This window comes from Bacillus sp. AFS002410 (assembly GCF_002556365.1).
Taxonomy (GTDB): Bacteria; Bacillota; Bacilli; order Bacillales; family Bacillaceae_G; genus Gottfriedia.
Genome location: NZ_NUEU01000001.1, coordinates 425,613 through 440,505, shown reverse-complemented (window position 1 = coordinate 440,505; position 14,893 = coordinate 425,613). Strand labels below are relative to the sequence as shown.

16 protein-coding genes and 3 riboswitches are annotated in these 14,893 nt (G+C 34.7%); of the genes, 2 read left to right on the top strand and 14 right to left on the bottom strand.

Annotation, left to right across the window (positions count from 1 at the left end):
* Positions 1 to 358: 358 nt before the first annotated feature.
* The 6 genes from CN692_RS01955 to CN692_RS01930 form a co-directional block, all read right to left on the bottom strand.
* Complete coding sequence (locus tag CN692_RS01955) at positions 359 to 1,066, bottom strand: hypothetical protein (protein WP_098117318.1); 708 nt, start codon at positions 1,064 to 1,066, stop codon at positions 359 to 361.
* A 129-nt stretch (positions 1,067 to 1,195) separates the two neighbouring features.
* A complete protein-coding gene (locus CN692_RS01950; protein WP_098117317.1) occupies positions 1,196 to 2,185 on the bottom strand; it encodes an aldo/keto reductase in 990 nt (329 codons plus the stop codon).
* 56 nt (positions 2,186 to 2,241) lie between these two features.
* Positions 2,242 to 2,826 (bottom strand): histidine phosphatase family protein, encoded by a 585-nt coding sequence (locus CN692_RS01945; RefSeq protein WP_098117316.1) that lies wholly within the window; start codon positions 2,824 to 2,826, stop codon positions 2,242 to 2,244.
* A 752-nt stretch (positions 2,827 to 3,578) separates the two neighbouring features.
* Positions 3,579 to 4,532 carry an ATP-grasp domain-containing protein gene (locus CN692_RS01940; protein WP_098117315.1) on the bottom strand — a complete coding sequence of 318 codons (954 nt, stop codon included), beginning with the start codon at positions 4,530 to 4,532 and terminating at the stop codon, positions 3,579 to 3,581.
* Between the two features lie 15 nt (positions 4,533 to 4,547).
* Positions 4,548 to 5,597 (bottom strand): LLM class flavin-dependent oxidoreductase, encoded by a 1,050-nt coding sequence (locus CN692_RS01935; RefSeq protein WP_098117314.1) that lies wholly within the window; start codon positions 5,595 to 5,597, stop codon positions 4,548 to 4,550.
* Positions 5,598 to 5,809: 212 nt separating this feature from the next.
* A riboswitch (SAM riboswitch) is annotated at positions 5,810 to 5,916 on the bottom strand.
* Between the two features lie 297 nt (positions 5,917 to 6,213).
* Positions 6,214 to 6,630: a MerR family transcriptional regulator gene (locus tag CN692_RS01930; protein ID WP_098117348.1), complete on the bottom strand. Its 417-nt coding sequence runs from the start codon at positions 6,628 to 6,630 to the stop codon at positions 6,214 to 6,216.
* Between the two features lie 251 nt (positions 6,631 to 6,881).
* On the opposite strand from CN692_RS01930, the gene CN692_RS01925 reads away from it, so the two are divergent.
* Positions 6,882 to 7,922 (top strand): NAD(P)-dependent alcohol dehydrogenase, encoded by a 1,041-nt coding sequence (locus CN692_RS01925; RefSeq protein WP_098117313.1) that lies wholly within the window; start codon positions 6,882 to 6,884, stop codon positions 7,920 to 7,922.
* A 150-nt stretch (positions 7,923 to 8,072) separates the two neighbouring features.
* Entirely contained in the window at positions 8,073 to 8,486 is a 414-nt protein-coding gene (locus CN692_RS01920; protein ID WP_098117312.1) for a cupin domain-containing protein, read from the top strand.
* A gap of 103 nt (positions 8,487 to 8,589) precedes the next feature.
* Here the strand turns inward: CN692_RS01920 and CN692_RS01915 are convergent, their stop codons facing one another.
* From CN692_RS01915 to CN692_RS01880, 8 genes are all read right to left on the bottom strand, one after another.
* Positions 8,590 to 9,087, bottom strand: coding sequence for a GNAT family N-acetyltransferase (locus tag CN692_RS01915; RefSeq protein ID WP_098117311.1), 498 nt, complete (start codon positions 9,085 to 9,087; stop codon positions 8,590 to 8,592).
* A 222-nt stretch (positions 9,088 to 9,309) separates the two neighbouring features.
* A complete protein-coding gene (locus CN692_RS01910) occupies positions 9,310 to 9,936 on the bottom strand; it encodes a LysE family translocator (RefSeq protein WP_098117347.1) in 627 nt (208 codons plus the stop codon).
* Positions 9,937 to 9,996: 60 nt separating this feature from the next.
* Positions 9,997 to 10,815, bottom strand: coding sequence for a MerR family transcriptional regulator (locus tag CN692_RS01905; RefSeq protein ID WP_098117310.1), 819 nt, complete (start codon positions 10,813 to 10,815; stop codon positions 9,997 to 9,999).
* A 227-nt stretch (positions 10,816 to 11,042) separates the two neighbouring features.
* Positions 11,043 to 11,807, bottom strand: a complete 765-nt coding sequence (locus tag CN692_RS01900) for an ABC transporter permease (protein ID WP_098117309.1) — start codon at positions 11,805 to 11,807, stop codon at positions 11,043 to 11,045.
* 2 nt (positions 11,808 to 11,809) lie between these two features.
* On the bottom strand, positions 11,810 to 12,568 hold the full coding sequence (locus CN692_RS01895; RefSeq protein ID WP_098117308.1) for an ABC transporter ATP-binding protein: 759 nt from the start codon (positions 12,566 to 12,568) through the stop codon (positions 11,810 to 11,812).
* 133 nt (positions 12,569 to 12,701) lie between these two features.
* On the bottom strand, positions 12,702 to 13,046 hold the full coding sequence (locus CN692_RS01890) for a DUF1048 domain-containing protein (RefSeq protein ID WP_098117307.1): 345 nt from the start codon (positions 13,044 to 13,046) through the stop codon (positions 12,702 to 12,704).
* An 18-nt stretch (positions 13,047 to 13,064) separates the two neighbouring features.
* Entirely contained in the window at positions 13,065 to 13,442 is a 378-nt protein-coding gene (locus CN692_RS01885; protein WP_098117306.1) for a DUF1048 domain-containing protein, read from the bottom strand.
* A gap of 1 nt (position 13,443) precedes the next feature.
* Positions 13,444 to 13,767 (bottom strand): PadR family transcriptional regulator, encoded by a 324-nt coding sequence (locus CN692_RS01880; RefSeq protein ID WP_098117305.1) that lies wholly within the window; start codon positions 13,765 to 13,767, stop codon positions 13,444 to 13,446.
* Positions 13,768 to 14,355: 588 nt separating this feature from the next.
* Positions 14,356 to 14,467, top strand: a riboswitch (SAM riboswitch).
* 104 nt (positions 14,468 to 14,571) lie between these two features.
* Positions 14,572 to 14,765, top strand: a riboswitch (cobalamin riboswitch).
* Positions 14,766 to 14,893: the final 128 nt, after the last annotated feature.

Below are 14,893 nucleotides of genomic sequence, written 5' to 3'. Positions count from 1 at the left end.
AATCTCTACTAGTCATTTTCGACATAGTGTCACACATAGAATTTATTTCCTATATCAAGAAATTTGTAGATATTTCCCGGGAATTTGTAAAAATTTGATATAAATTAAAATCTAATTTGTTATATGTTTCAAAGGAACTTTTGATGTATTGTTTAGAGATTTTTTGTATCGTGTTCAAATTTTTACGATTAAAAAGACTTTTGTATTAATTGCAATTTGTATCAGCTAACGATACATAACAAAAAGCCGATACATCCTTACGGAAGTATCGACCTTAAAGTACTTTTTAAAGTTTTCATTTTCAAAAGTTTTAATCAAATTTTTACAAGATTAGCATAAAAAGATTTTAATAGTTCCTTTATTTTCGAAATAAAGAGAAAAGCCATCCCCATTTATCTTTAGGCCTTTGTATCACAATTTCTAAACGTTTATTAAAATCATCTTGTGAGCGCCATTCTGTTCTCTGTTCTTCTCGCATGTTTTGTAATTCTTCTTGTAAAAAATCAATTTTTTGTTTTTCTTGTTCCAGTAATGTCTCGTATTGTATTTTTTGTTGCTCGGCTAATTTTTCAATTTTATTGTAAGTTTTTTTGGATGAGTTTCCAATATTTGCACTTATATCATGATGATCTTGTTGAAGCCTGGAAACAGCCGTTTTAAGTTCTGTCATATCATTTTTCAGCTCAACATTCATTTCACGTGCAGCTGCAAGTTCACTGACTAAAAACCTTAAAAACTCTTTTAATTGATTTGGGTCATGTGGTAAATTTTCATATGTATCGGATACCGCAATTTGTGTTTCATCAAAACCTTCTAATCTTTCTTTTTGTTGAAATACTAGGTCTTTTGCAGTATCTTCCAGGGACTTGTCTGTATCGCGTAACGCTATAAGCACTTTAATATCAGATTGAACAAATATACGCCGTTCGCCATCTTTCAAAAACTCATATCCATTGCGCTCTAAGATTTGTCCATACTTTCGAACAGTAGGCGTTGCAATACCCAGTTCTTCAGCTACTTCCTTCGAAGAAAAAGCTCGTTCATTCGGTTGTATATCACTTCGCATATAGAACCTCCTTTTTAACAAATATGAAGGATTTTTCGGCATATTGCAACATATATCACTATGATACAAAAAAACCCCTTTTCACACTTAAGGAAAATAGGGGCTAAACTCATTATTTTAAAGTTAACATTAATTAGAACCTAATGCGCCAACTACCTGATGAGGAACATAAGGCTCTTCCAAATAAGCAACCTCTTCAGCAGTTAACTTAACCGATAAAGCCCCTTCTGAATCTTCAAGATGGGAAATTTTCGTGGCACCAATAATTGGAGCAGTAACTGGTTGTTTCTGTAGTAACCAGGCAAGTGCGATTTGTGATTTTAATACGCCTTGTTTTTCGGCGATTTCCGCAACCCGCTCCACTACGAGTCGGTCAGTATTTTCCGTTGCACCATATTTCGATTTCTGAGTTTCATCTGTCTCAGATCTTAGTGTCGTATTTGACCAGTCACGTGTTAACCTTCCCGAAGCAAGTGGACTGTATGGAATTACGCCGATTTTTTCTTCGTTACAAAGAGGCAGCATCTCTCTTTCCTCTTCACGGTATATAAGGTTAAGATGATTTTGCATTGTTACAAATCTAGTCCAACCATTTTTTTCAGCGACATGTAAAGCTTTCAAGAATTGCCATGAATACATAGCAGAAGCACCGACGTATCTTACCTTACCAGCCTTCACTAAATCATGCAGTGCTTCCATTGTTTCTTCGATTGGAGTGTGATAATCCCAACGATGAATTTGGTATAAATCCACATAATCCGTTCCGAGGCGTTTAAGACTTTTATCAATTTCGCTCATAATATGCTTACGGGAAAGTCCTGAGCCATTAGCACCTTGATGCATAGGAAAATAGACTTTCGTTGCAAGTACGATTTCATCTCTATTTGCATAATCTTTTAAAGCTCGACCTACATATTCTTCACTAGTTCCATCTGAATAGACGTTCGCTGTATCAAAAAAATTAATTCCTAAATCAAGTGCTTTTTTTATGATTGTACGGCTGCTTTCTTCATCGATTACCCATGGATGGATCCAACGATTTGCGTCTCCAAAACCCATACAACCAAGGCAAAGTCTAGAAACATCTAATCCCGTATTTCCAAGTTTTGTATATTCCATCAAAATATCCTCACCTTCAAAATATGTAATCTATTACTATTAAAAACTAACCCAAACTATACTTGGACTATATCGCTTAAATTATGATTAATAATCTCTACTAATTTAAATTCTTTTTTCTCATATTCAAATTTCAAAATGCAACAATTCCCAATTCTTACTTGTTGGGCAATTGAACTAGTGTGCTCCCAATATCTCATAAAATTTCGACAAGCCGCTCCATGAGATACAGCTAAAACTACTTCATTATCTTCTTCCATTATTTTTTGGCAAGTAGTAGCAATTCTTAGTTGGAGGTCTTTTTGATCTTCCCCACCAAACTGAACAAAGAAGTCACCGTATGGTAACTGTGGATTTAAATCTTCACTTTCACCTTCAAACGTTCCAAAGTTCCATTCCTTTAATCCTTTTAATCTTGTATACGGCAAATCCGTCACTAGCTCTAACGTATCACTTGCTCTTTCAGATGTAGAGCAATAGGCGTGATCAAAAATAATATTATTGTCTTTAAAGTACTTTGCAGCAGTCTCTGCTTGTTTAATTCCTAACTCTGTAAGTGGTGAATCACACCAACCTTGAATTTTCTTTCTACTATTAAATAATGTTTGCCCATGCCTCATTAGATACAAAGTCTTTTTCATTTGCATCCCCCTATTTGAATGTTAATAGAATATTTCCATAATCAAGTCCTCAGGAAAAGAGCCAATTGAACTTCTTTAAAATTCAAATCAACTTACAATCTTATATTATCAATATATTAAATTTAATCGTTAGCATATTCCTCTCAATTAATTGCCTATTTCTCTTAATTCGAAAAATGCTTTGATATTTTTTCTATTCTATTGAATTAAATTTGATCGAACTTTTTTCGTGTGAGTGCTTTGTTGATTTATCGTGGGGAAGGGTATTTTCCTCAAACTTTTCATTTCTAACTGATATTTTCAATCTTTCTATAGATTAGTAGCTAACTCTTACCCATTTTTCCCTAGAATTAGAAAGAATTAAGTCAGATTTGCTTATTTATATTTGAAAGCGACCGTTATTGCTTAATTTTTCAGACGATATACCCTAACCGGTATGGGTATTTGTTCATTTTAATTGCGATTCCTCACTTTTATTTGCGATTTTCTGATTTTAATTGCGATTCTCTGATTTTAATTGCGATTCCTCTTTTTTATTTGCGATTCTCTAATTTTAATTGCGATTCCTCTTTTTTATTTGCGATTCTCTGTTTTTAATTGGGATTTCCCATTTTTATTTGCGATTCCTCTTTTTTATTTGCGATTACCCATTTTCATTTGCGATTCCTCTTTTTTTCTTCACAGTCTCCAATAAAAAAAGCCCAAACCTGATCCAACATAGGTTTGGGCCTTTAGCGATTCACTACACTAAATTAAGCATTTACTTTAGTATAATTTTCTTCCAACGTTTTCTTTAAATATAAAGCTACTTCAAGCATTCCAAATTTCCCTGCTTTTTCTTCTGCATCAGAATTATAGTTCGTGTTTGTATTGATATCGTAAGTATAAATTTCACCTTCAGCATTTCTTATAAATTCGATTCCAGCAATTTGGATACTGTTTTTAGCTAGAACTTCTTTATATTTAGTTAAAATTTCGTCATTAAATCCTTCAATTACTTGGAACTTAGGTTTTTCTTCTACTTCTTCACCTACTGGACAGAATAAATCTCCAATTTGGCATGCGTCTGCTGGACAAAGTTCAAATCCTTCTGAAGTATCAACTTTAACAGCATAAACAAAGTTTCCACCTACAAACTCACAGCGAGTGATGTAGCTTTTTGGGGATAGAATGTATTCTTGAATAAGAGTAATGCCATCGACTGGCTCTTCGAAAGTAGGCCCTTCCACATAAGCTTTTAATGCTTCTACACTATGGAATAATTGTACACCTAATCCTTTACCAGCACGATTATGCTTTGTGATAAATGACTGTCCTGCAAATTTTTCAGCCGCATTAATAATATTTTGTTTTCCAACCGCTGCAATTGTTTTTGGCGTCTTTACACCATATTTATTTAATTCTAAGTATTGTAAAACCTTACTAACTTCTAGCTTTAAAGCGCTTGTTCCATTTAATACAGTACGCCCATGTGCTTCCAGCCAAGCTAATACTTGCCCTGTAAATTCAGCTGCAAAACGATGATCACGTGTATGAGAAGAAGCGCTCATTCGACTGTAGAAGATTCCTTCTGGTGGTGCCGCTGATAAATCAACCGTTCCTTCATCTAAGTGCCATTCTTCATAAGGAACTCCTAGCTCCTCTAATCTTTTTGTTAAATGTACTGTCCATTCACTATTTTCATGTATAACGTATACTTTGCTCATTTTCATTTCCCCTATCTAGCTATTTATTAAACTACGTTTTTGTTCTACTAAAGGCATAACTTGCTTAGAAAAGCGTTCCATTTCCTCTAGTTGAGGAGAGAATTGTAATAATAGTAAGTCTAAGCCAGCTTCTTCGTATTGTAAAATTCGATCTGCAATTTGTTCAGGGGTTCCAACTAAGTTTGGTCGTAACCCACGATTTGAAACCGAATAATCTTGTAATTGTATTTGTTGCTCTAATTGTGATTTTGTTGTGAAATCTTTAAAGCCTGCATAACCGCTAGATTCCTTTACGGTTGTGATTTTCTCAAGCTCTGCAAAAGCTTCTTCTTCTGTATCGCGGCAAATAACATAAGCTGCCATACCGAAAGAACTAAATGGTGCATTAGTAGTTTGTTCGCGGCGTACTTTCATATCACTTATTTTTCGAGCAATCTCTTCAACTGTTCCACCGTGCATCACATAAGCATCACATTTTTCAGCAATTGTTTGCTTACCTTTTTCACTTTCACCTCCAGCATAAAGAAGTGGATTAGGTCTTTGAACAGGTTTTGGAGCAAGCTTCGTTTCTTTTAAATCATAAAATTGACCAGAATAATTGAAGGTTTCTTCTGTCCATAACCCTTTTAGAACATCAATAAACTCTTCAGTTCGCGCATAACGCTCATCGTGCTCTGTAAAAACGCCTCCGTATTGACGTGCTTCCTCTGCCCACCAAGCTGAAACTACGTTTAACGTAAAACGGCCATTACTGATTTGATCAATATTTGCTGCCATTTTCGCTGTTACAGCTGGATTATGAAAACCTGGGCGTATCGCTGTCATAATTTCAATTTTTTCCGTCACTGCCGCTAGAGCAGCTGCAGTCGACCAAGCTTCAAGTGAATCATGTTCCGGTCCTTTTATATCATTTAAATATAATTCAGCTATTAAAGTAGTTGAGTAACCCCATTTTTCTGCTGATTGAATAACTTCTTTTGCATAATCAAAGGTTGGTGGCATCTTTTCATCGTCCACATTTCTTAACCATCCTCCAAAAATCGGTAACCAAAAACCATATTTCATTTCTATTCTCTCCCTTATTATTCAAATAAACAAGTTTTCCTATCAACTAAGTTGGAATTTTGTTTAAATAAAAAATTTTATAAAAGTAAGTTAAAAACAAATTCCATAATATCTTGTAGATTGATTAAGAGATCCCCCCTGTAATTGAGAAGTATATAAAAACACAAAAAGCCTCTTTCATTCAGAAAGAGGCATCGGAAACGATTGTTTTCGACTTATCTATCAGAATGATTTCATTCTGCAGGAAGTGGCACCGTTCCTTTTCAAGGAGGTTGCCGGACGTCATAGGGCCTGATCCCTCGGTCACTCTCGATAAGTTTCTATTATGTAATTTCATTAATTGAATAATAAGTCCTAGTAAACTGATTGTCAATATCGGATTTTAAATTCCCCTTAAGTGATAACGCTTTCATCATTGGAGTTATTAGAAAAAATAAAGTTTTATAAATTTTTTATAATATATAATAATTGTTTGTTTACGAGTTGAGATTTGCCTTTACATTGTGTAGATGTTTAGATTTTTGGAGTCATCGATCCACAACAAAATCAGTTGACTCTAAAAAAATAATGACCACCACGATTCATATCTCATTTATGAATCGGTGGGGGCTATTGGTTACTGACAATTCAAAGTTTCTTTTTTATTGTTCTTTAAAATATTTTCCGTTCCGGCTTCTAAAGCAATTTGATAATATGAACATTTGTACTCGATAATTTCCATTGTTTTTTTTAATTGTTCCATCTGTGCTTCAACATTCGCTTTTCTTTCCATAAACATGTCATATCTTAATTGTAATGTGGAATCCCCATCAGAACACCATTCTATGAAATTTTTAATTTCTTTTATTGGCATCCCTGTAGATTTCAGACATTCAATTATTTTTAATGCCTCTATATCAGATTCTTTAAAAACTCGTATACCACTGGTTGTCCGTTCTACAAAAGGCATAAGCCCTTCTTTGTCATAGTACCGCAACGTATATACAGTAAGTTTCAATTCTTTTGCTACTTCCCCGATTGAATATGTTTTCAACATTTATCTTCCTCTCTTTATGTTTTATCCCCTGAGCCAACTCTATTATTATGAAGGGATTTTATCATGTTATTTTTTTTATGTCACAAAAAAAGAAACATGGCTTCCTCAAAATCGCTTGACCTAGAGTTAACTAGAGGGAGTATCATGATGGTGCAAGAGAATAAACTTAGGGTAAAAATGCATGTAAGGTTTAACCTGAGTGATTTGTTTTCTTCTCTATAAAAATATTTTTTTAGGAGGTTTTATTTATGATAACTGCAAAAGCAAGAGCTGTAGATGGTCCTGACCAGTCCTTTAGAGCTGCTGAGATTAAACGACGTGATCTTGATTTAAATGATGTTCTAATTGAAATAAAATACGCTGGAATTTGCCATTCTGACATTCATACTGCCCACGGGGAATGGGGTCATGTGCACTACCCACTTGTACCGGGACATGAAATTGCCGGAATAGTAACGGATGTAGGAACAGAGGTAACGAAATACAAGGTTGGCGATCGTGTTGGTGTTGGTTGTATGGTAGACTCATGCGGCGATTGTGAAAACTGCCGTAAAGGTGAAGAACAATACTGTCTTAAAGGAAATACACCTACTTATGCTGGTGTTGACAAATACGGCGAGCCAACTCAGGGTGGCTACTCAACCCACATCGTTGTAACAGAAGATTTCGTGGTTAAAATACCTGATAATATTGAACTTGATGTTGCTGCACCATTACTTTGTGCAGGTATTACTACATATTCTCCATTAAACCATTGGGGAGCAGGGCCTGGTAAGAAGGTCGCTGTAATTGGTATGGGTGGACTTGGGCATATGGGAGTTAAAATTGCACATGCACTCGGTGCAGAGGTAACCGTTCTATCACAAACATTGAACAAAAAAGAAGACGGTTTACAATTTGGGGCAAGCCACTATTATGCTACAAACGATCCAGAAACATTTAAAAATCTTGCAGGAACTTTTGATTTAATTATTAACACAGTAAGTGCAAAAATAAATATGGATGCTTATTTAAGACTACTCAATCTAGATGGTACGCTAGTAAATGTCGGTGCCCCAGCAGAGCCGTTATCTCTAAGTGTTTTTTCACTTATAGGTCATCGTCGTTCATTTGCAGGCTCTATGATTGGAGGAATTCGTGAGACTCAAGAAATGTTAGACTTCTGTGGAAAGCATAACATTGTCCCTAACATTGAAGTTATTTCTGCCGATCAAATTGACGAAGCATACAAGCGAGTTTTAGCATCAGATGTGAAATATCGATTCGTCATCGACACAAGCACAATTTAATAGTTTTTCAGAGATGTTTCAAAAGCATAGTTTTTGAGACATCTTTTACTATAGACTGTCAAAAGAAACAACTTATTTAAAACATCAGATGAAGCCATTTATGATATTCGTCCAACTGATTGATTAGATGTAAGTTTAGGAGGAAATAAAATGATAAAACATGAAGAAATAAAAAACGGTGTTATATTCCCTGTCGGCGAAAAAAATGAAGCATACGCACAATTTTTTGTAGGACAAAGTTATCTTAAAACCTTAATTGCCGATCCAAATGTAAATGTTGGTGTAGGGAATGTGACCTTTGAGCCAGGTTGCAGAAATAATTGGCACGTCCATCGAGATGGATTTCAAATTTTATTAGTAACTGGTGGGGAAGGTTGGTACCAAGAAGAAGGGAAGCCCGCGCAATTCTTAAAGGCTGGTGATGTAATCATCACTCACGATGGCGTGAAGCATTGGCATGGTGCTGCGAAAGATAGTTGGTTTGAGCACATTGCAATAACTGCAGGTACCCCAGAATGGTTAGAACCTGTTACAGATGAAGAATATGAAACTTCTACAAAATAAATTTCAAATAGTAACGCATCGAAACATTGTATTCGATGCGTTACTATTATCGATAATTCATTGACCAAACTATGACCAACTTTCCATCTCAATATTCGTTCTATTAATAATCCGATTTTAATTTAACCAAATTATACCAACTTACTCCACCATGTTTTGAATCAGATAAACCATGATTTACAAATCCTAGCTTTTCGTAAAAAGAAACTAATTCCTGTTTGCATGTTAAAGTGATTCCTATTCTTTCGTTTACCTTGACAAGCTCGTCCATTTTTTCAATTAAGATTTTTGCAATCCCCTGTTTTCTTGCATTATTGGAAACTGCCAATCCTAAAATACTTTGATAGCCACCTTTGTCCGGATTCAATTTTATTTTTTCAAAAAGATCATCTGTTATATAAGGTTGGTTAATAATTGGACCATTAATATAACCAAGAATCTCCCCGTCTTTTTCCGCAACAATAAATGTATCGGGGATTAATTGAATCCTCTCTATAAACGCTTCTTTTGTAGCAGCTTCTTCTTTTGAAAAGCCTTCATTTTCAATCGTTATTAACTGTTTTAAATCTGAACTTTGAACATTTCTTAAAGATAATACCATTGTTACATCCCCTTTTTATGACTTTACTTTTCGTATACTGATTATATTATATATCACTGTTCTTTAAATAAGGATTCCTTTAATCCCCAAAATTACCTCTTCAATGCTGAAGTATTGACCGATAATATTCTCCTTTTTAAAAACAATACACGTAAAACCACAAGGGCCATCCATTTTTACGATTTCCTCTATTTCAATTTACCATTAACTAGTACACAATTTTTAAATGCTAGTAGTAATCAGTTTTAATCCTAATGCAAAGAAAATAATTGTAGCTGTGATATTCATATACTCATTAAACCGTGGATTTTTTAATAATCGATCTCGAAATGTTCCTGAGAAATAGCCTAAAGAGCTAAATATTAACGCCGTCAAAATGATAAAAATTAAACCTAGAATACACATTTGTAACGCGACGTGTGGTGCCTTGTAGTCTACAAATTGTGGAAGAAAGGTAAGATAAAAAATGGCTACTTTTGGGTTTAATATATTCATTAGCAATCCTTTAAAAAACAAACCTTTTGTTTCACTATTATTTTCATTGTTAAGACTTAGTACTTCCTTTCGATGTTTCAGAGATTTATATGCGAGATAAAATAAATAAATTGCTCCTAACGATTTGAAGATCGTAAATAAAACCACTGAAGTTTTTATAATAAGGGAAAGTCCAAGCGCTGCTGCTAAAGTATGTACGATATTCCCTAAACTTAACCCCATCGCAGTGACCACTCCCGCTCTCCTACCATTTGTCATTCCTTGTGTAAGAGTAAAAATTAAATCTGGACCGGGAATAATAATTAAAATTATGGCTGTTCCAATAAAAAGTAATAATGTTGTTGAATCAAACATTTGAAAACCCCTTTCAAAATTAGTCATAAACAAAATATAAACCCTCCGGTTACAGGAGGGTCAATAGCTTATTGGGATTTGCAATTCAGTTAAATAATCAGCTTTGTTCTTTGAAATATAATGATCAATAATCGTCCGTTCAATCGAGTCGCCTATTATTTCAAGTCCATTTTCTGCAATATAATTCAGTAAGATATTGTAATACATCGAAGATTCCATATGGTTTCCTCTATAATAAATACAGGCATATTTCCCTTCCTGAAGTGTAGAAATAAGTGGACTTTGCAGATCATCATCCTCCGTAAATAATAGAATGGAATTATACTCGTCAAACTTAGTATTTTTTATATGATCTAGACTAACAGTTAGACCTACCCCTCCAATAAAGATAGAAGAACTCAAATTTGATAAATCCTCTAATCTTCGCAAAGTAACTTCAAGCTCTGGTTCCGAACTGATTCTTTCCATTAATCTTACAATCGTTTTTTCTTTCATTTCTTTAATGAAAGGAACTTCTAATTCCTTTATTTCTCTTGCTGTTCTTATATCCATAATACGATTTTGGAATCGTTGCTTTACTCTTTCTAACTCTCTTATCTTTTGCTCAGTTAATTCTTTTTGTTCCTCAAGAAGAAGCAAAAAACTATCAATATCTCGATTTTCTAAATGTTGCTTGATTTCCTTTAAAGAAAAGCCTAATTCCTTTAAATAGTGAATGGTGTTTAAGTGCTCAAATTGTTCGGTAGAATAGTATCGATAACCGTTGTTTATGTCTGTATGTATTGGTTTTAACAAACTAATTTCGTCATAATATCTAAGGGTTTTTATAGTCGTATTATGAAGCTTTGCCATTTCTCCAATTGAAAATCGATTCTTCATTATAATCTTCCTTTAGTACAAATTTATATTAGTTCAATCATACTTGATTTTGGGTTAGTAAACTAACTAAATTCGTATCCAAAATTGTTTTCTGCCCCAATTCTCCTTAAACAAAAGCCTTTATAAAAAGTAAATAAAGTCCCTATTTCTCGATATTCATAAATAACATTTTACCAAAATAAAAAAAGTACAAACTGAAAGAATTCCCCAGCATGTACTTCGATATTTTATTTCATTCTTTTTTTATATACCTTCATTGAAATCATATAAAACAATATTCCAATTCCCACTAACCATAATACAGCAGTTAAAATATTACCATAGTCCGGTTGCCCAGCTAAAAGTGAACGCACGCTTTCAGCAATTGGTGTCATTGGTTGGTTTTCGGCAAAAGCTCTAAGTTTGCTGCCCATATTATTTGTTGGAACGAAGGCAGAACTTACGAACATTAAGCCCATAAGCAGATAAGAGAATACGCTCGCACCTTCATACGATTTTGACATAAGTCCACATGCCACTGCAATCCAAGTGAAAGAAAATACGGTAAGCAAAATCATACCAATTGCTAATAACCATTCCACAAAATCAGCGTGCGGACGGAATCCCATGATAAAAGAAATAAGAATCACTGCAGCAACTGATAATAAATTTAATATTAAAGTTGAGATAACATGCCCTCCCAATATCGATGATTTAGCGATTGGCATGGAATGAAATCGATCAAATATTCCTTTTGTCATGTCAGTGTTCACTCGAACTGCTGTATAGGAAATCCCCATTCCAATACACATAAGCAACACACCTGGAACGATAAAATTCACGTAATCTACTTTGTTCATTGTCATAGCACTACCAAAAATATAGACAAAAGCGAGCATAAGCATAATCGGCATGAGAATCGTTGTAATAATTGTATCAATACTTCGAAGCGAATGCTTCATCACTCGACTGCACATTGTAATCGTATCGCTGAAAAAATGATTTCCATTCATTGCTATTCCCCTCTCTTTCCAGTAACAACTAGGAAAATTTCCTCAAGTGTTGGCTGTTTTTCCACGTATTCTACTTTTTTAGGCGGAAGAATTGCTTTTAATTCATCCATCGTACCTTCTACAAGAATTTTCCCTTCATGTAAAATGGCAATTCGGTCAGCTAGTTGTTCGGCTTCTTCTAAATATTGTGTAGTAAGAAACACAGTAATACCCGCTTTTGCCATATCACGAATCACTTCCCACAAAGCTAATCGTGCTTCCGGGTCAAGTCCAACAGAAGGCTCATCAAGAAAAACAAGTTCCGGTGACCCAAGTACTGTCATTGCTAAATCCAATCGTCTTTTCATACCGCCAGAATAAGTAGCAAGAGCTCGATCACCAGCTTCAATTAAATCAAAACGGCGTAGACTTTCCTCCACAGCTTTTTTTCGATCAGGCAAGTGGCGGAGTTTTGCTACTAGGTCGAGATTTTCACGCCCTGTCAAAATATCATCTACTGCAACGTTTTGTCCGGTTAAACTGATTTTCTCACGTACTTGCCCTGGATTTGTTTGAATATTCGAACTACAAACTTCAATTTCCCCCATATCCGCTTGTATTAATGTGCTCAAGATTTTAATAATAGTCGTTTTCCCAGCACCATTGGAGCCCAGTAAAGCGAAAACACTGCCTCTTTTCACCTCAAAATCTACGCCTTTTAGCACCTCTATATTTTTATAGGATTTTTTTAATCCCTTCACTGAAATAGCAGTATTACTCATAATTATTTCCCTCCCATATATAAAGCTGAAGGCGCACGCTCTAAGCGTAAGTTGCGCCTGCAGCTAGGTATAACTATATAGACTGACAAAAATCACTTATGCTGTACTTATTTGTTAAATATAACTGATGATTTTATTTTTTCTTACCCAATCGATCTAGAATGCTTTTGTTCAAATTATTGCGTAATTTATCATCCCATCTTTTCGCTTGATCGGTAAGTTCATTTGCAAATCCGGTAACGTCTTCACCTGTCACTTCTAATACATCCTTACCATCTGCTGCACCTGCTTCAAATAAATCAATGAGATCATACTGGATTCTCAACATATCCATCCCGCTTCCAGAAGCAAAACTCCACATATAGTTGCAGATTTTTTTATAGGCTTCTTGGTAATCGACTGGCAATGCTTCTACTCGCGCCATCATTTCTTTGTATTCTTTTTTATCATCAAGTATCTTTTTGAAGAAATTCACCATTTTTTTAGCCCCCTACTTTTATTTTTTATTCGTCCATATCTTTACTTGCTGTTCGACTCTACTCTCAATATCTTTTTCCAACTCTACCTTACCTCCGAAAAAACTCGCTGATTCTCCACCAATTTTAGAGAGAGCCATCAATTCGTCGGCAAATGCCGCTACGTCTTCACCGGTTACATCAAGCACATGCTTTCCTTCTGCTGAACTAGCCTCAAATAGTTCATAAAGATTGATGATTTCTTCACCAAAACCATAACCGAAATTCCACATGTACTTTTGAATCTTTTTGAACACAAATGCGTAATCTTTTGGTAGAGAATTTACCTTTTTCATAAATGCTTTATATTCTTTTTTGCTTTCTATATCGCCAATGATTAACTCAATAAATTTTTTCATACTATCGCTCCCCCTTTAGGATATTGATTTTTGATGAAACAAAATTCCATCTTTTCCAAAATTGTTGTAATTCCTCACTCCCTGCTTCGTTTAATGAATAAAACTTACGAGGCGGTCCCATTTCAGATCGTTTTTTCTCGATATTTACCAACTCTTTCTTTTCCAGCCGGATTAAAATGGTGTAGACTGTACCTTCGACAACTTCAGTGAATCCTAAGTCATTAAGAAGACGAGTAATTTCGTAGCCGTAAGTATCACCGCGACTGATGATTTCAAGTACACAACCTTCCAATGAACCTTTGAGCATTTCTGTTAAATTTTCCATAGCGTACACCTCCTTTTTACTTTCGTGAAATAATTTTTAGGTCTATTAATTTAAACACAATTAGCTGAGCACAAAACACACCTTTTTACTAATTAGTGATACAGATATTCAGTAATACTTAGTACTGGTCAATAGAAAATCTAAATAGCCTAAAGATCAATGATTTCACTGTTCATTTTTATATGAACTCTTTTTCAGCTATCTAGTGCGACTGATACTCCGTATTACTTAGTAATAGTATATAGTATTACTAAGTAGAAGAAATGTGAACCTTTTTTTAAAAAAAATTTAACTATTTAGCATTACTGGTATTCAGTATTGCTAAGTACAGGTATATTGTATCACCGAGTAGTCGGATTGTAAAGTTGATCAAAAAAAATTTTTAGTTAAGAACTAGATCAAATAAAATTACTTAGACCACTGAATCTAACCGTGTTCTGGATTGCTTCTAATGTATTATCTATCTATACAAAATATACATTCCCTCTTTTTTAAACTTTTCGGTAGCGAACTTTTTTATTTTATTTTGACAGACTATGTTTATCATGCTATCATGACAATTAATTCAAAACATTATAAATTATTAAACTCTTATTGAGAGTGGCGGAGGGACTGGCCCGATGATGCCCGGCAACCATTCAACGTTTTTTGTTGAAAAGGTGCTAATTCCTGCAAAGCAAATTGCTTTGGAAAATAAGAGAGGATACCATAAATTTTGTAGCCCTCTCACTTTTAAAGTAGCGAGGGCTTTTGTCGTTTTGAAGGATTGTTAGATTACATCTTCAATTAATTTCTTAATAAAAATTTCATAAAAATGCATAAGGTGCTGTTAAGAATTATTTCCACAGCTTAAAAGGGAAGTCGGTTAGAATCCGACACGGTCCCGCCACTGTATTGGGGAGCGACTTATCAATCAACCACTGTTTCATACTGAAATGGGAAGGGATAAGAAGCGTTTGATCCTAAGTCAGGAGACCTGCCTATTGTATGCGCTTGTACCTACGGATGTATAGGGGGGAGTGAGGAATACGTGATTTGGGATCAGCAATGTCTCAACTCTAGTTAGTTATGCGTATGAGTCTCTCTTTTCTATTTGAAAAGGGAGACTTTTTTGTTGGGAAGAAAA